The 16,965-nt window shown below is 26.9% G+C and carries 14 protein-coding genes; 12 read left to right on the top strand and 2 right to left on the bottom strand.

Annotated elements, in window-relative coordinates:
• The first annotated feature begins 597 nt into the window (after positions 1 to 597).
• The 5 genes from gadC (at position 598) to O212_RS0114180 (ending at position 7,092) form a co-directional block, all read left to right on the top strand.
• Positions 598 to 2,172 (top strand): glutamate:gamma-aminobutyrate antiporter, encoded by a 1,575-nt coding sequence (gadC, locus tag O212_RS0114200; protein ID WP_024615763.1) that lies wholly within the window; start codon positions 598 to 600, stop codon positions 2,170 to 2,172.
• A gap of 117 nt (positions 2,173 to 2,289) precedes the next feature.
• Positions 2,290 to 3,693 carry a glutamate decarboxylase gene (locus tag O212_RS0114195; RefSeq protein WP_024615762.1) on the top strand — a complete coding sequence of 468 codons (1,404 nt, stop codon included), beginning with the start codon at positions 2,290 to 2,292 and terminating at the stop codon, positions 3,691 to 3,693.
• Between the two features lie 137 nt (positions 3,694 to 3,830).
• Positions 3,831 to 4,907, top strand: a complete 1,077-nt coding sequence (locus O212_RS0114190; RefSeq protein WP_024615761.1) for an alanine--glyoxylate aminotransferase family protein — start codon at positions 3,831 to 3,833, stop codon at positions 4,905 to 4,907.
• 27 nt (positions 4,908 to 4,934) lie between these two features.
• A complete protein-coding gene (locus tag O212_RS0114185; protein WP_024615760.1) occupies positions 4,935 to 5,837 on the top strand; it encodes a D-2-hydroxyacid dehydrogenase in 903 nt (300 codons plus the stop codon).
• Positions 5,838 to 5,850: 13 nt separating this feature from the next.
• On the top strand, positions 5,851 to 7,092 hold the full coding sequence (locus tag O212_RS0114180) for a DUF1015 family protein (protein ID WP_024615759.1): 1,242 nt from the start codon (positions 5,851 to 5,853) through the stop codon (positions 7,090 to 7,092).
• 42 nt (positions 7,093 to 7,134) lie between these two features.
• On the opposite strand, the gene O212_RS0114175 is transcribed toward O212_RS0114180, so the two are convergent.
• The gene (locus tag O212_RS0114175) at positions 7,135 to 7,827 is read right to left on the bottom strand and encodes a 5'-methylthioadenosine/adenosylhomocysteine nucleosidase (RefSeq protein WP_024615758.1); all 693 of its coding nucleotides are present in this window, start codon (positions 7,825 to 7,827) and stop codon (positions 7,135 to 7,137) included.
• Between the two features lie 155 nt (positions 7,828 to 7,982).
• Between O212_RS0114175 and O212_RS0114170 the strand changes: the two genes are divergently transcribed.
• The 4 genes from O212_RS0114170 (at position 7,983) to O212_RS0114155 (ending at position 12,883) form a co-directional block, all read left to right on the top strand.
• The gene (locus O212_RS0114170) at positions 7,983 to 8,744 is read left to right on the top strand and encodes a tRNA threonylcarbamoyladenosine dehydratase (RefSeq protein ID WP_024615757.1); all 762 of its coding nucleotides are present in this window, start codon (positions 7,983 to 7,985) and stop codon (positions 8,742 to 8,744) included.
• A 315-nt stretch (positions 8,745 to 9,059) separates the two neighbouring features.
• Positions 9,060 to 9,992 (top strand): GNAT family protein, encoded by a 933-nt coding sequence (locus O212_RS0114165; RefSeq protein ID WP_024615756.1) that lies wholly within the window; start codon positions 9,060 to 9,062, stop codon positions 9,990 to 9,992.
• 49 nt (positions 9,993 to 10,041) lie between these two features.
• The gene (locus tag O212_RS0114160) at positions 10,042 to 10,683 is read left to right on the top strand and encodes a class D sortase (RefSeq protein ID WP_024615755.1); all 642 of its coding nucleotides are present in this window, start codon (positions 10,042 to 10,044) and stop codon (positions 10,681 to 10,683) included.
• Between the two features lie 34 nt (positions 10,684 to 10,717).
• On the top strand, positions 10,718 to 12,883 hold the full coding sequence (locus O212_RS0114155; protein ID WP_024615754.1) for an SdrD B-like domain-containing protein: 2,166 nt from the start codon (positions 10,718 to 10,720) through the stop codon (positions 12,881 to 12,883).
• A gap of 37 nt (positions 12,884 to 12,920) precedes the next feature.
• Here O212_RS0114155 and O212_RS0114150 read toward each other — a convergent pair whose 3' ends face one another.
• Positions 12,921 to 13,412 carry a PTS glucose transporter subunit IIA gene (locus O212_RS0114150; protein ID WP_024615753.1) on the bottom strand — a complete coding sequence of 164 codons (492 nt, stop codon included), beginning with the start codon at positions 13,410 to 13,412 and terminating at the stop codon, positions 12,921 to 12,923.
• Between the two features lie 434 nt (positions 13,413 to 13,846).
• On the opposite strand from O212_RS0114150, the gene nagE reads away from it, so the two are divergent.
• The 3 genes from nagE to O212_RS0114135 all read left to right on the top strand — a co-directional run bounded on the left by nagE (position 13,847) and on the right by O212_RS0114135 (position 16,774).
• Positions 13,847 to 15,271: an N-acetylglucosamine-specific PTS transporter subunit IIBC gene (gene nagE / locus O212_RS0114145; RefSeq protein WP_024615752.1), complete on the top strand. Its 1,425-nt coding sequence runs from the start codon at positions 13,847 to 13,849 to the stop codon at positions 15,269 to 15,271.
• Positions 15,272 to 15,597: 326 nt separating this feature from the next.
• Positions 15,598 to 16,215, top strand: coding sequence for a DedA family protein (locus O212_RS0114140; RefSeq protein ID WP_024615751.1), 618 nt, complete (start codon positions 15,598 to 15,600; stop codon positions 16,213 to 16,215).
• Between the two features lie 25 nt (positions 16,216 to 16,240).
• Positions 16,241 to 16,774: a hypothetical protein gene (locus O212_RS0114135; RefSeq protein WP_024615750.1), complete on the top strand. Its 534-nt coding sequence runs from the start codon at positions 16,241 to 16,243 to the stop codon at positions 16,772 to 16,774.
• Positions 16,775 to 16,965: the final 191 nt, after the last annotated feature.

Here is a 16,965-nt window from a genome sequence, read left to right as displayed (position 1 = left end):
TAAAGAATAGCTTTTTCTTATATTAATATAATAAACTTTGTACATATTTTAGTTACTTATCATTAGATAAATTTAATAATTTGATAAAAGTAAATTTAATAATATATAAAACAAATAAATAAATTAATAAAATTTTATATAATATGTTACTTAAGAGTAGAATTTATGACTATAAATCAATAAAAGTAACAATTTTTAATAATTAGTAATTAATTACAAAAAAATCTTATTCGAAAATGTTCTTGTAAACGATTAAACTAGCGTGTTTATTATGTTTATAAATTTAATAAATGATGCAATGACTAGCAAAAATAAAGAAATGGCTAATTTCCAAGGTTTTCTAGTATTATCAAAATGATATTAGTATATATATTGTAAAAAAGTTATTAAATATAAGCAATATAGAAATAATTTAATATAATTAAATTTCAGTACTAAATTTGAAACTTTGTGGTTAAATATTGGTAAATTTGAGTTTTACACTAGGAATTCCAATTGTTATACTTTACCCATAGAGCGGAATAAAATTTTTAAGCTTGTCGACAAATTTAAGAATCGTAGTTCATTAAAAAAGAAATATTGAAGGGGCGTGAAATTATGGATAATGGATCAGCAGGAAGCAAGAAAGGCTTAACATTATTTGGATTCTTTGCAATAACAGCATCTATGGTAATGACAGTATATGAATATCCAACATTCGCAACTTCAGGTTTTCATCTAGTATTCTTTTTATTACTAGGCGGATTTTTATGGTTCTTACCAGTAGCGTTATGTGCAGCAGAAATGGCTACAGTAGATGGATGGCAAGAAGGTGGAATATTTGCTTGGGTAGGTAATACTTTAGGTGAAAAATTTGGATTTGCAGCAATATTTTTTCAATGGTTTCAAATAACTGTTGGATTTGTAACAATGATTTATTTTATATTAGGAGCGTTATCATATGTATTTGATTTCCCAGCACTTAATACTAATCCAGTTATAAAATTTATAGGTGTTTTAGTAATATTCTGGGTATTAACTTTCTCACAATTAGGAGGAACAAAAAATACAGCAAAGATAGCAAAAACAGGATTTATAGTAGGTATTGTTATACCAGCAATAATTTTATTTGGTTTAGTAATTGCATATGTTGCTGGAGGAAATCCTATAGATGTAAAAATAAGTGGAAGCGCATTTATACCAGACTTTACTAAGGTTAATACATTGGTTGTATTCGTATCATTTATATTAGCATATATGGGAGTTGAAGCATCAGCATCACATGTAAATGAAATGGCTAATCCAAAAAGAGATTATCCTTTAGCAATGATTATATTAATTGTACTTGCAATTATATTAAATACTGTAGGTGGATTAGGTGTTGCAGCAGTTATACCACAATCAGAATTAAATTTAAGTGCAGGTGTTGTTCAAACATTCCAAGCTTTAATAGGACATTTTAGTAGTGATCTTGGATGGCTTGTAAAAATTATAGCATTAATGATTGCATTAGGAGTTATGGGAGAAGTTAGTGCATGGGTTGTTGGACCATCAAGAGGTATGTATGTAGCGGCTCAAAAAGGAATTCTTCCAAAGAAATTTAGAAAAGTTAATAAACACAATGTTCCAGTTCCATTAATTATGGTTCAAGGACTAGTAGTTACAATATGGGCAGCAGTTTTAACATTTGGAGGCGGTGGTAACAACGTTTCATTCTTAACAGCTATATCATTAACAGTTGTAATTTACTTAGTTGGTTATATATTATTCTTTATTGGTTACTTTGTATTAATATACAAAAAGAATAGCTTGAAGAGAGCTTATCAAATTCCTGGAGGAAATGTAGTTAAATCTATAGTGGCAGCAGCTGGATTAATAATGTCAATTCTTTCATTAATAATTTCATTTGTACCACCAAACAGTTTAACAGGAAAAAGTGTTACTGAATATGAAGCTATATTAATAATAAGCTTTATAGTAGCAGTCATAATTCCATTTGTTATATATGCATTACATGATAAATCTGAACATAATGATGTTACTCCAAAGGTTAAGAGAATTAAACATCATGAAGTTAATGGATTTATACACCCAATTGCAAGAGGTGAACATCACATTAACCCTAGTCCAGAAGATGTAATGCAACAAGCAGATACAATGGAACATGTTCAAGATTATGTTAATGAAAAGTAATAAATAATTTATAGAAATTAGGAGTTAAGGTTCACCAAGGCGGCAAGCATTTACTACTAAACTACCCAATGATGAACATTAAAATAAAAATTAATTAATATTAGGGAGGCATTTACTATGTTATTTAGTAGAGATGATAAAAAATTAAAGGATACTTATAGAACACCTATATTTGGTACTGAAGAGGAAGATGTTGAATTACCAAGATATACTCTTCACAAAAATCCAATAGAACCAAGAATAGCTTATAGATTAGTTAAAGATGAGTTAATGGATGAAGGTAATGCAAGAATGAACTTAGCTACATTCTGTCAAACATATATGGAACCAGAAGCAACTCAAATTATGGCAGAAACATTAGAAAAAAATGCAATAGATAAATCAGAATATCCACAAACAACTGAACTTGAAAACAGATGTGTTAATATACTTGCTGATTTATGGCATGCGCCAGAAAATATGAAATACATGGGTACTTCAACAGTTGGATCATCAGAAGCTTGTATGCTAGGTGGTATGGCAATGAAGTTTAGATGGAGAAATAGAGCTAAGGCAGCTGGTATTGATGTTATGGCTAAGAAACCAAATTTAGTAGTATCATCAGGATACCAAGTTTGTTGGGAAAAATTCTGTGTATACTGGGATATCGAAATGAGATTAGTTCCATTAGATGAAGAACATATGAGTTTAAATATAGATAAAGTATTAGACTATGTTGATGAATATACAATTGGTGTAGTTGGTATACTTGGTATAACTTATACTGGTAAATATGATGATATTAAAGCATTAGATGCAAAAATAGAAGAATACAATAAAACAGCAAAATTATCAGTACCAATTCACGTTGATGGTGCTTCAGGTGGATTCTTCGCACCATTTGTTGAACCACATCTTGAATGGGACTTTAAATTAAAAAATGTTGTTTCAATTAGTGCATCAGGTCATAAATATGGACTTGTTTACCCAGGAATAGGTTGGGTACTTTGGAAAGATGAACAATACTTACCAAAAGAATTAGTATTTGAAGTAAGTTACTTAGGTGGTAAATTACCAACAATGGCTATTAACTTCTCAAGAAGTGCAAGTCAAATCATAGGTCAATATTATAATTTCTTAAGATATGGATTTGAAGGATATAAGAAAATACAAGAAAGAACTAGAGACGTTGCAATATATCTTTCAAAAGAAATAGAAAATATGGGATTATTTGAAATATATAATGATGGATCAAACTTACCAATTGTTTGTTATAAATTAAAAGAAGATGCTAATGTAGAATGGACATTGTATGATTTAGCAGATAGACTATTAATGAAGGGATGGCAAGTACCTGCTTATCCATTACCAGAAAACTTACAAGATGTAATAATTCAACGTATTGTATGTCGTGCTGACCTTGGTCATAATATGGCAGAACAATTAATTCAAGATATTAAAGATGGTATTGAAGCTCTTAATAAAGCTCGTGTACTTCAAGATAGAGAAACTAAAAAAGGTGCATACGGATTTACTCACTAATAAATATGACAAATTAAATAAAAAGCTATCATATAGAATTATTCTATATGATAGCTTTTTTTTATTATAATTTTATTCAAAGATTATAATATGAATCATATTATAAATAATTAAGGGAATTTGAGAGGAGAATAAATATGCATAAAAAATTATTTATACCAGGCCCAGTTGAGGTTAGGGAAGATGTTTTGAAATATATGTCAGAAAAAATGATAGGACATAGAAGTAATGATGCATCAAATCTTCAAAGAAGAATTAGCGACAATTTAAGAAAATTGTTTTTTACGAAAAGTGAAATATTAATATCAACATCATCAGGAAGTGGACTTATGGAAGGAGCTATAAGGTCCTGCACATTAAAAAGGGCTGCAGTATTTTCAATAGGAGCTTTCGGAAAAAGATGGTATGAAATGGCTTTAGCTAATAATGTTGATGCTGATTTATTTGAAATTCAAATGGGGGATGCATTAAATCCAGAATTTATAGATAGCATTTTGAAAAAAGGTAAATATGATTTGGTTGCAGTAACTCATAATGAGACATCAACAGGAGTTATGAACCCTATTGAAAAAATAGGAGAGGTTATGAAGAAATATTCTGATATTGTATTTATAGTTGATGCAGTAAGTTCAGCTTGTGGAAGTAAAATAGAAGTTGATAAGGCTGGGATAGATATTTGTATAACTTCAAGTCAAAAATCACTTGGACTTCCTCCAGGACTTGCAGTTTGTACTTTTTCTGAGAAAGCTAAAGATAGGGCAGAACTAGTTAAAAATAGAGGGTATTATTTAGATCTTTTATCTTTATATAAGTATATAAAAAACAAAAATTATCAATATCCATCAACACCATCATTATCTCATATGTATGCTTTAGATTATCAGCTTAATTATATTTTAAATATTGAAGGACTAGAAAATAGATTTAAAAGACATATAGATATGGCGAATATAGTTAGAGAGTGGGGAAGAAAAAACTTTGAACTATTTCCATTTAAAGATGAGTATTTATCAAATACTTTAACAACAATAAAAAATGTAAGAGGAATAAATGTTTCAAATCTAAATAAGGAACTTGGAAATTATGGATTTGTAATTTCAAATGGGTACGGTAATCTAAAAGAAAAAACATTTAGAATAGCTCATATGGCTGACTGTACAGTTCAAGATATAAAAGAACTATTAGAGGTTATAGATAATATACTAAAGTTATAATTTGTAAGTATATTAGGTGGTGAATTTATGTATAGAATATTATTAAATGATGGTTTAGATAAAGATTCAATAAGCAAGTTAAATAGTCTAGGGTTTGAAATAGTAAATATTCATTATGATAAGTTTGAATTAGAAAGTAAATTAAAAGAATTTGATTGTATTGTAATAAGAAGTGCAACTAAACTAAAAAAGGATATATTAGAAAAGTTAAATGGGAGTAAATTAAAACTTATTATAAGGGCTGGAGTTGGAATTGATAATATTGATGTTGATTTTGCAGGTAGTATAGGTATAAATGTAAGAAATACTCCAAATGCTAGTTCAAATTCTGTTGCAGAACTTGTAATTGGTCATATAATTTCTGTTTCTAGATTTTTAAATGCTTCAAATTATACTATGAGAAAAGGACAATGGAATAAAAAGAAATATAAAGGAACAGAGATATTTGGTAAGACTATTGGAATAGTTGGCATGGGGAGGATAGGACAAAGTTTAGCAAAAAAAGCTGAAGCTTTAGGAATGAAAGTAGTATACTTTACTATAGAGGGAATTCATAGTGAGTTAAGTTATGAGTTTTTAGAATTTGAAGATTTATTGAAAGTATCTGATTTTGTTTCATTACATGTTCCTTATGATAATAAATATTTAATTGGAGAAAAGGAATTAAGTATAATGAAAGAAGGTTCTTACCTTATAAATTGTGCTAGGGGAAAGGTAGTTGATGAAAAAGCGTTAATTGATGCATTAAATAGTGGTCATATAAAAGGTGCTGGAATTGATGTTTTTGAAGATGAACCTACACAAAACAATGAACTTATAAATAACGAGCATGTTAGTATATCTCCTCATATAGGAGCATCAACTTTTGAGGCTCAACAAAGGATAGGAGAGGAAGTATGTAATATAATAAAAGAATTTTTTAAAGTATAAGGGGGAGTTTAATTTGGTAGTAGCTAAGCCGTTTAAAGCAATAAGACCAAAGAGTGAATTAGCTTCAAAAATAGTTTCGCTTCCTTATGATGTCATAAATAGTGAAGAGGCTAGAGAGATTGCAAAGAATAATAAATATTCATTTCTTCATATAGATAAGTCTGAAATAGATTTACAATGTAATATTAATCCTTATGATAAAAAAGTTTATGAAAAAGCTAGAGATAATTTAAATGCTTTTATAAAGAAAGGTTATCTCATAAAAGATAAGAAAAATTACTTTTATATATATAAGGAAACAATGGGAAAAATAACACAGATAGGAGTAGCATTTAAAGCATCTGTTGATGATTATATAAATGGTAAAATTAAAAAACATGAGTTAACTAGAAGTGATAAAGAATTAGATAGAATAAATCATTTTGATGTTTGTAATGCAAATACAAGTCCAATATTTTTAACTTATAAACAAAATCATAATATAAAAGATATAATTGATAAGCACATTAATTTAAATCCAGATTATGATTTTGAAACAGAAGATGGTGTTAAGCAAACTATATGGATTATTAAAGATGATGAAAATATTAAAAAGTTAGAAGATGCTTTTTTATTAGTTCATGATATGTACATTGCGGATGGGCATCATAGGTGTGAATCTGCAAAAAAGGTTTGTGAAAAAAGAAGAGAAGAAAATAAAAATTATGATGGAGATGAGGATTTTAATTATTTTTTAGCTATAGCATTTCCGCATGATAAGGTTGAAATAATGGATTATAACAGAGTAGTTAAAGATTTAAATGGACTTACAAATGATGAGTTTATAAATAGATTAAAGGATAAGTTTGAAGTTAAAAAATTTAATAATTTAGATGGATATAAACCAAGGGTTAAGCATACCTTTGGTATGTATTTAAACAATAATTGGTATGAATTAAAGGCAAAGGAAAATGCATTTAATAAAGATGATATAATATCAAGTCTTGATGTATCAATACTTCAAAAAAATATATTAGAAGATATTTTAAATATAAAAGATATTAGAACTTCAGATAGAATTGATTTTATTGGAGGTATAAGAGGCTTAAAAGAACTTGAAAAAAGGGTTAATACTGATATGAAAGTAGCATTTTCAATGTATCCAACAGATATTGAAGATATTATGAAAGTAGCTGATAAAGGAAAGGTAATGCCTCCAAAGTCAACTTGGTTCGAACCTAAACTTAGGAGTGGATTATTTGTATATGAAATATAATTTATATAATAAAAAAAGTCCTTAAATTAAGGACTTTTTTTATTATAATTTTTCTATCATACTTTTAAGTATTGTAGTTGAATTTCTAACTCCAATTGGTGTGAATTTTTCGTAATCCATATGTGCACCATTATTTGCATTATCAGAAATTGATCTAATAACTACAAAAGGAATATTGTTTAAGTAACAAACGTGAGCGATACTTGCACCTTCCATTTCAACAGCTTTAGCTTCAAATTCTTTTTCAAGCCATTTTATTTTTTCAACACTTGCAACGAATTGATCACCTGAAACTATTCTACCTGCAAAAGTATTAAATCCTTCTATTTCATCACAAGCTTTTTTACAAACATCAACTAATTCATTATCACATATAAAATCAAATGTATCTAATCTTGGAATTTGACCATGTCTATCTCCAAATACTGTTGTATCCATATCATATTGAACTAAGTTTTCAGCAATTACAACATCTCCAGGATATATATCCATACCGATACCACCGGCAACACCAACATTTATAACTCTATCAACATTGTATTCTGATATAAGTATTTGAGTACATACGGCAGCGTTAACTTTACCGATTCCTGATACTACAGCAACAACATCTTTACCCCAAAGTCTTCCTTTATAGAATGTCATTTTTGCTTTAGTTTTTGATTCTGTAACTTCCATATCTTTTAAAAGAATTTCTAATTCTTCGCTCATTGCGCTTATAATACCTATTACCATAAATTAATCCTCCGTTTTATTAAATAGTATAGGTTATATTATAGACTTAATAATCTTTATAGTAAACATATAAGTTATTATAATTAAATACTTGTATAAGGATATAATATAAAATAAAATATAAATAAATATTTTATACAAAAGGAGATAAAAAGATGGCACAACACGCTTTATCAAGAACAGAGTTACTTATAGGAAAAGAAGGTTTAGATAAATTAAAAAATTCAAAAGTAATAGTATTTGGAGTAGGTGGAGTTGGAAGTTTCACTGTTGAAGCTTTAACTAGAGCTGGCGTTGGTAATATAGTTTTAGTTGATGATGATACAGTATGTCTTACTAATTTAAATAGACAAATACATGCAACATACAGCACAATAAGCAAAGTTAAAGTTGATGTTATGAAAGAAAGAATATTAAGTATAAATCATAAGTGTAATGTAACAACTTATCAAACATTTGTTACACCAGATAATATAGAAGAATTTATTACAGATGACATAGATTATGTAGTTGATGCAATTGATACTGTAAGCGCAAAAATTGCTTTAGCAAAATATTGTTATGAAAATGATATAAAAATTATAAGCTCAATGGGAACTGGAAATAAATTCGATCCAACTCAGTTTAAAGTATCAGATATATTTAAAACAAAAGTGTGTCCTTTGGCTAAAGTTATGAGAAGAGAACTTAAAAATAGAGGTGTAAAAAAACTTAAAGTTGTATATTCAGAAGAACTTCCAACAAAACCAAGAACAGAAGATGTAGTTACATGCAAAACAGGTTGTGTATGTACAGGTGGCACAAAAAAATGTGCTGAAAAGAGACAAATTCCAGGAAGTATATCATTTGTTCCACCAGTTGCAGGAATGATAATTGGAGGAGAAGTTATAAAAGATTTATTAGGAATGAATAACTAAATAAAACAAGCTGTGGATAAATTTAAAATATTATTTTACAAAAATTGGATAAAAACGACTATTGTCGATACAAAAGATCAAAATAATAGTATATGCAACAGTATGTTCGCCACAATATATAGTGTCTAAAATTAAAGTTATCAACAACATGTTGATAAAATTGGGGATAACTTTTTGAAAAGCCGTATTTTAAATATTTAAAGACGGCTTTTTTTATATAAATATATTATTATAAATAAGAAAACTAATAGCTTGTAAACATATAAGTATAATATATAATATTGTTATAAGACTATTATTTTAGGAGAATTAAATATGTCATTAAGTAATAATGTGAGTATAATTTTAAATAATGGAAGTCATAAAGAGTATATTATTAAAGATAAAAATAATATAAATATAGGTAGATTTGAAATATCAGAGTTGGATCAATCAAATAGAAGATGTAATCTTGAATTAAAATTTTATAGGGAATATGACTATAATTTATTAAGGGAAACTTTAGAAATGCTTTTAAGAGCGACATTTAAAGATAAAAATATTTTTAAAGTTAATATAAAAGTAATTGAAGACATGAATTTATCACCATTTTTAGATTTAGGATTTATATTAGAAGGTATACTATCTGACAATGTGTTTTCAAATGGAATATATAAAGGCGAACTTATTTTAGGAATTAATAGAGAAGATTATATATATAAAAATTGTGCTCCTATGGTTAAATTAAATGGTAAAAATATTTCATTAAGAAATTTTACACCAAATGATGCTGATGAATTATTAGACTATTATATTAGAAATGAAAAGCATCTTGAAAAATTTGAACCAACAAGAGATTCAGACTTTTATACAATAGAAGCTCAAAGAGCATCATTAAATGAAAGTTATAAACAATTTTTAAATGGGACAGCTGTTGATTTAGCTATTATAAAAGATGATAAATTAATTGGAAAATTAAGATTATCTAATATAGTGTATGGAGTATTTAAAAGTGCAGTTTTAGGATATTCAATAGATGAAGAATATCAAGGAAAAGGTTATATGAAGGAAGCTGTTAATTTAACTGTTAATTATGCATTTAGAGATTTGGATCTTCATAGGGTTGAAGCATCTGTACTTTTGGATAATGAAAAATCAAAAGGAGTTCTTTTATCAAATGGATTTAAGGAACTTGGAATAAATGAAAAGTATCTTTTTATAAATGGAGTATGGCAAGATCATATAACATATTACAAAATAAAAGGTTAGTTTGAGATAATATGATAGAAGTAAGTATTATAAAGACTTGGGGGTTAATATGAGTAATGAGGATAAAAAGGTTTTAAATAAAAAAAATAAGAAATTTAAAATATTTAAACTTATAGGAATAATATTAATATTAGGTGGATTAGTTACTATAGCATATCCTTTTTTAGAGATTGCTTTAGATAAACATGATATATCAAAAAATATAAGTGAATGGGATAAGCAAAGAAAAGATAATGAAACTCAAAAAAACAATGACAATAAAGCAAATAAAAATAAGTATCCAGTTGTAAAAGTTGATGGTAAAGATATAATAGGAAAAATAGTAGTAGTTAAAACTGGTGAACAAATTCCTATACTTATGGGAGCTACAGAAGAAAACTTAAGGGGTGGAGCAACTCTTTATGATAATGGAATATATCCAGGAGATAATGGTACAGCAATTATACTTGGACATAGGGAGACAACATTTGGTTTCTTAGAAAACATAAAAATTGGAGACGAAGTTGATATAGAAAGTTTAAATAATACATATAAGTTCAAGGTTAAAAGAACTTATATTACAACTCCTGATGATGAATCAATTTTATCACAGGAAAATAAACCAAGCCTTACTTTAGTGACATGTTATCCTTTTAATTATCTTGGACATGCACCTGAAAGATTTATTGTAAAGCTTGATTTAATTAAATAACAAATACTCAAGAAAAATAAGGTGATTTATAATTATGATAAGGAATAATAATAAAAAAATAAGGTGGTTAGGACTTACTTTAGTAATTTCTATAGTATTTCAGTTTTTTCAACTTACGGGAGTAAGTTATGTATATGCTGATGATAAAAATACAAGTGAATTAGAAAATAGCAAAGATAAAGGAAATAAAGATTTATATTATAGTTTTCCGTATTTGGAAGACGATACTTGTAAAACAGAAAATTTTGAAAAAGATTATGAAAAGGCCTTATCAGAGAATAGAGATTTATATATAAAAGATTATAAAAATATTTTAAATACTAATATAAAAGATTATTCACCAAAATTAGAAGAGGATATAAATTATGAAAAAGTATCTCTTGGAGGAAAAGTATGGCATGACAAAAATGGTGATGGTATACAAGACAATGATGAAGAGTTACTTAAAGGAGTAGAAGTAATACTTTTAAATGAAAGCGGACAGGAAATTGCAAAAACAAAAACAGATATTTTTGGAAGATATGTTTTCAAAGATTTAGATGAGGGTAATTATCGTATAAAGGTAGATAAAAATAATAAGTATGAAATGATTACTGATTATAAGACTAATAGTAATTCAAATATTGACAATGATTTTAATAAGGAAGGAATTACACATCTTATAACTGCTTCAAAGGGTATGAAAAATTATAGCATTGATGCTGGATTAACTAATTCTGTAACAATAAATAGTTATGTATGGAATGATATAAATTGGAACGGAAAGCTTGATGATGGAGAAAATGGTATTAAAAATATTATTGTAGAATTATATAAAAATGGGAAACTTATAAGTGAAAAAAGAACTGATAGTGATGGTCGCTATATATTTAAAGGAATAATGCCTGGGAAATATAACTTAAGGTTTATAGATGAATCAGAATCATATTTACCAACTTTAAATAAAAGAGAAAATAGAATAAATAATAATTGGGAGACAAGTAATTTTACTTTATTATCAGGAGACTCTGAAGACAATTTAGATATAGCACTTCATAGAGCAAAAATAATAAGTAAAGTATGGGAAGATAAAAATTCTAATGGAATAAAAGATTTAAATGAAAAGGGAATAAGTGGAGTTAAAGTAAATTTATTTACCGAAGATGGAAACTTAGTGAAAACTACTAGGACTAATTCTGAAGGAATATATGAATTTATGGATTTAATGCCAGGTGAGTATTATGTAAAAGTAATTAAGCCAGAAAAGTACAGTAATTTTTCTCCGCAGAATAATGAATTAACTGATGGTAATTCTGTTGATAAAAGTGGGAAAAGCAAATTAATTAATGTAGAAAAAGGTAAGTTTTATGATAATTTAAATGTTGGTATGTTGTTTAAAGGAGAAATAACTACTTGCGTTTGGGAGGACAAAGATTTCAATGGTGCTAAAGATTCTAATGAAAAGAGTATAGCTGGAGTTAAAGTTAAGCTGTTAGACTCAGAAGGAAATATTGCTAAAGATATTTTTGGGAGAGAAGTAATTGCAAAAACTACAGATGAAGATGGAAAAGTTAAATTTAATAACTTGGAAGATGGTAAATACAAAGTAAGTGTAAGTTTACCAAATAAGTATAATAACTTCACAAAACAAAATGCTAGATTAAATACAGAGTATAGCAATGTAAATACTGGTGGATTCAGTGAAAATATAGTAATAAATTCTGATAGAAGAAGTGAAAACGTAAATGTAGGATTAGTAAGGACAGGTACTATAGGAAGTATTGTGTGGAATGATAAAAATAAAGATGGAAAAAAGAATTCTGATGAAAAGGGTATACCTAATGTAAAAGTATTTTTATGTGATTCACATGGTAAGTTATTGTATTTTACAAAGACAGATAATAATGGACATTATAAGTTCGAAAATTTAGAGCCTGGTAATTATTATACAGTTTTTGAAGTACCAGATAATTATGATATTACAAATAGAGAAAATAAAAATATTAAAAACTATAAAAGTAGAGAGATAAGCTTAAGCTCAGGAGAGTATGATGATTCTATAAGTTTAGGATTACACGAAAATAATGTAAAAAAATGTGATGTAACAGATTTGCCAAAAACAAGTTTAGATGTAGAAAACTATATTGTTAAAGGTGTTGTTATGGTCATACTAGGTAGTATAATATACTTATTAACAAGAAGAAGATTAAAATTACAATAAAAAATAACTCATTGCTTTAAGCAATGAGTTATTTTTTTTATAGACCATATTCTATAATTACTGTTTCACCAGCTACTGCATCAACTCCAGTTTTAGCTTCTATTGACTTAACAGAATCAGGATTTGTTATAAGTACAGGAGTAACTAATGATAATCCTTTTCCTTTAATAAAATCTCTATCAATTTTAATTATTGGAGTTCCAGCTTTTACTTTAGTTCCTTGTTCAACTAATTGTTCAAATCCTTCTCCATTAAGAGATACAGTTTCTATACCTATATGAACTAATAATTCTATTCCATTATCTAATGTCATAGCAAATGCGTGTTTAGTTTTAAAAACTAATGATAGTTCTCCATCGCAAGGTGCAACTATTACATCTCCAGTTGTATCAATTCCAACTCCATCTCCAGCCATTTTTTGAGCGAAGACAGGATCAGGTACTTCTGATAAGTCTATTACCTTTCCACTAACTGGTGCAACAAAATTTAGAGCTTCGTCTTGTTTCTTTTTCTTAAAAAATCCAAACATATTTTCAAGTCCTTTCTATCATTAAAAGATTATATCAATTATTAACATGCTTAATTTTGATTAAAAATATTATTATATACAAAAAAGGCATAAGTTTAATATTAAACTTATGCCTGATCTATCTCAGTAACACGTTTACAAGAAAATTATATAGTACATAGAAAAAAGTGTCAATAAGTAAAGAAATAAATTTTGCAAAATTTTCAAAAGAAACTGTTTGCAATAATACAAATACATATAAAAATAACCATAAAAATGAAAATAAATTCATTTTAGATATGTTAAAAAATTAATTTATAATCTAATAAATAACTGATTAGTAGGGAATTATAATATAAAAGAAGTAATTTTTAATTGTGATTAATAGATATATATATTATTATTGATTGGTATTTTTAATTAATATATATATTATTAACAATGGAGGAATTGACATGGCAAAAGGAAATAATAAAGTAGTGGGTGGTCTTCAGAAGCTAGGAAAAGCTCTTATGACACCAGTTGCAGTATTACCAGCAGCAGCGCTACTTATGAGATTAGGAGCACCAGACATTTTTAATATTGTTTGGATCAATAAAGCAGGTAGTGCTATATTTGATAACTTACCAATGCTTTTTGCAATAGGAATAGCAATAGGCCTTGCCAAAGAAAATAATGGAGTTGCTGGATTAGCTGCAGCAGTTGGGTATTATACACTTACAAACACAGCTATATCATTTGATGCAAGTATTAATATGGGAGTACTTGCAGGGGTTATATCAGGTATAGTAGCAGGGGTATTATATAATCGATTTAGAGATATTCAGTTACCACAATTTTTAGGATTTTTTGGTGGAAAAAGATTTGTACCTATAGTAACAGCATTATCTTGTTTAATATTAGGTGTAATTGCTGGTTGGATTTGGCCATCGATACAAGATTCAATTAATTCATTTGGTAACACAATGGCAAATGCAGGTGCTATTGGAGCATTTATATTTGGAGTATTAAATAGACTTTTATTACCAATAGGATTACATCATATACTTAATGCAATATTTTGGGTTCAATTTGGTACATTCACAGGTCCTGGTGGAAAAGTAGTAACAGGAGATATAGCAAGATTTTATGCTGGAGATCCTACAGCCGGAACTTATATGACAGGATTTTATTTTATAATGATGTTTGCATTACCAGCTGCTTGTATAGCTATGATAATGGCAGCAAAGAAAGAAAATAGAAAAGCAGTAACAGGAATGCTTGTAAGTATAGCAGCTACAGCATTTTTAACGGGAATAACAGAACCAATAGAATTTACTTTTATGTTCTTAGCACCAATCTTGTATGTATTCCATGCAATTATGACAGGTGTAGCACTAGCACTTGCTAATGTATTAGGACTTAAAATGGGGTTTGGATTCTCAGCAGGGCTTTTAGATTTTGCTTTAAGTTATGGTATATCAACAGGTCCATTAAAAATAATACTTATAGGATTAATATTTGCAGTAATATACTTCTTTGTATTTTATTTTGTAATAAAGAAATTTAATTTACCAACACCTGGTAGAGAAGATGATGATAAAATAGATGAAATCGTAGAAGATGCTGCACAAAGAGGTAAAACTTCAAGTAAAACATCATCTATAGAAGAGAAGGCAGTTAATGTATTAGAAGCATTAGGTGGTACATCGAATATAGAAAATATTGATGCATGTGTAACAAGAATAAGACTAACACTTAAAGACACAAGTAAAGTAAATGAAAAGGAACTAAAAAGAATAGGTGCAACTGGAATAATGAAGTTAGATAATAAGAACATACAAGTTGTTATAGGAACTTTAGCAGATCCAATAGTTTCACATATAAAAAAAATAATGTAATTTAAATTCCAACATATACTGTTAAGTATAGGTTGGAATTTTTTTCTTTAGAAAATTATATTTTTCTAAAGAATTGATGATAATTTTTAATAGGTATTAGTAAAAATATATACCTAGAAATAGATTTTTTAAATTATTGATTACTAAACAAGAAATAATTTATAAGAAAAATAAACAGTATATAGCTTTAAAAATAAAAAACTTTATTTTACTAAATTCAAAAGATAAATAATATTTTATTATAAATTAATATAATATGCATCATAATGAAATTTTCATTTGATATAATTTTAAATAATATTTGATTGTGAGAAGGAAATAAAATAATGAGTTTAATAGCTATATGCAAAGTGTTTATATTAAAATATGGGCTTATAAGTGTATTTTTCACAAGTTTATTGGAGTATTTGTGTATACCAATACCAAGTGAAGTTATATTACCCTTTGTAGGGGCAATGGCAGCTAGTAATAAGCAGAGTATATTATTAATAATGGTTATTGCAGTTGTTGGGGGATCTATTGGTTCATTAGTAATGTTTATGATAGGTAAATATATAGGATGGGATATTATAAAGTGGATAGGAAAAAAACATCCAAAGTTTAAAGAATCAGTAGAAGATACAAAAACAAAAATATATAAATATAGATATATTGGAGTGTTTATGTCAAGAATATTACCAATGGCAAGAACTTTTACATCTTTAATAGCTGGAATGATTGAAATGAATCCAGGAAGATTTACATTTTTTTCTGCTCTTGGAATGATTATTTGGGATTATACATTATTAAGATTAGGATATGAATTTTCTAATAATCAAGAAGTTATAAGTGAAATGTTTAGAAAGTATTCAATAATAATAGTATTAATAGTTATAGCAATAGTTATAGGTATGATTATTCTTTTAATAGTTAAAAGAAATAAAAATTTAAATAATAAAAAATAAAATATTAGGTTAAGGGAGAATCTTTATGAAAGTATTAAGCAAAGAAAAATTTAATAAACTAATTAGTATTTCACCAAATAACATAATTGAAGGGTTTGATAAATATAATAATGCAATTCTTACATATAATGAAAAAATAAAAGAGGCTGAAATAATAGAAGATAATTTTATAAATTTTATATTAGATATTTTTAAGTCTGGAAAGACAATAATAGTCGATTACTATGGTAATAGATTAAATGATAAAGAATTTGATAAAATGATAGAATCATTGGAAATGGAAGAAAAAGAATTATTATGTGAATTAAGAAAAGAAAATAATAGTGGTATATATTTTAATATAGAAAGTTTAGAAACTTTAAAGCTAATTATAAAAATATCAGTTCAATCAATATTATTTAGTACATTTTATATTTTAGGAGATGATTTAACTATTTGGAGTAATTATGATTATAAATTTGTTATGTTTTTTAATGATTTAGACAAATTAAATATATATAATAAACTTGCTGAATCAAATAATTTAGTAATTAAGGATATAAAAATAGTGAATAAATAATACAATTATGCACAAACTATACCTAGTGTATCAGTATGAGAGATATAGAGTAATATATAGTAAATAGTAGCAATATAAAAATAATATGAATAAATATATATAATTCGATCGATTAATGTCATAAATTAATATATAATAATCCTTGTCGCTTGAGTGCGACGGAGAAAAATGATCTTTGAAAATTGAACAGA

It is taken from the genome of Clostridium sp. Ade.TY (genome assembly GCF_000498355.1).
In the GTDB taxonomy this organism is placed as follows: domain Bacteria; phylum Bacillota; class Clostridia; order Clostridiales; family Clostridiaceae; genus Clostridium.
Note: the sequence above shows the minus strand (reverse complement) of the source record. Positions and strands in the feature narration are given on the sequence as shown.

Bases quoted from the DNA above. Each gene is read 5' to 3' on its own strand.
- O212_RS0114190 (WP_024615761.1), top strand. From the start codon at position 3,831: ATGCATAAAAAATTATTTATACCAGGCCCAGTTGAGGTTAGGGAAGAT.
- O212_RS0114140 (WP_024615751.1), top strand. From the start codon at position 15,598: ATGAGTTTAATAGCTATATGCAAAGTGTTTATATTAAAATATGGGCTT.
- gadC (WP_024615763.1), top strand. From the start codon at position 598: ATGGATAATGGATCAGCAGGAAGCAAGAAAGGCTTAACATTATTTGGA.
- O212_RS0114165 (WP_024615756.1), top strand. From the start codon at position 9,060: ATGTCATTAAGTAATAATGTGAGTATAATTTTAAATAATGGAAGTCAT.
- O212_RS0114170 (WP_024615757.1), top strand. From the start codon at position 7,983: ATGGCACAACACGCTTTATCAAGAACAGAGTTACTTATAGGAAAAGAA.
- O212_RS0114195 (WP_024615762.1), top strand. From the start codon at position 2,290: ATGTTATTTAGTAGAGATGATAAAAAATTAAAGGATACTTATAGAACA.
- O212_RS0114155 (WP_024615754.1), top strand. From the start codon at position 10,718: ATGATAAGGAATAATAATAAAAAAATAAGGTGGTTAGGACTTACTTTA.
- O212_RS0114150 (WP_024615753.1), bottom strand. From the start codon at position 13,412: ATGTTTGGATTTTTTAAGAAAAAGAAACAAGACGAAGCTCTAAATTTT.
- O212_RS0114160 (WP_024615755.1), top strand. From the start codon at position 10,042: ATGAGTAATGAGGATAAAAAGGTTTTAAATAAAAAAAATAAGAAATTT.
- O212_RS0114175 (WP_024615758.1), bottom strand. From the start codon at position 7,827: ATGGTAATAGGTATTATAAGCGCAATGAGCGAAGAATTAGAAATTCTT.
- nagE (WP_024615752.1), top strand. From the start codon at position 13,847: ATGGCAAAAGGAAATAATAAAGTAGTGGGTGGTCTTCAGAAGCTAGGA.
- O212_RS0114185 (WP_024615760.1), top strand. From the start codon at position 4,935: ATGTATAGAATATTATTAAATGATGGTTTAGATAAAGATTCAATAAGC.
- O212_RS0114135 (WP_024615750.1), top strand. From the start codon at position 16,241: ATGAAAGTATTAAGCAAAGAAAAATTTAATAAACTAATTAGTATTTCA.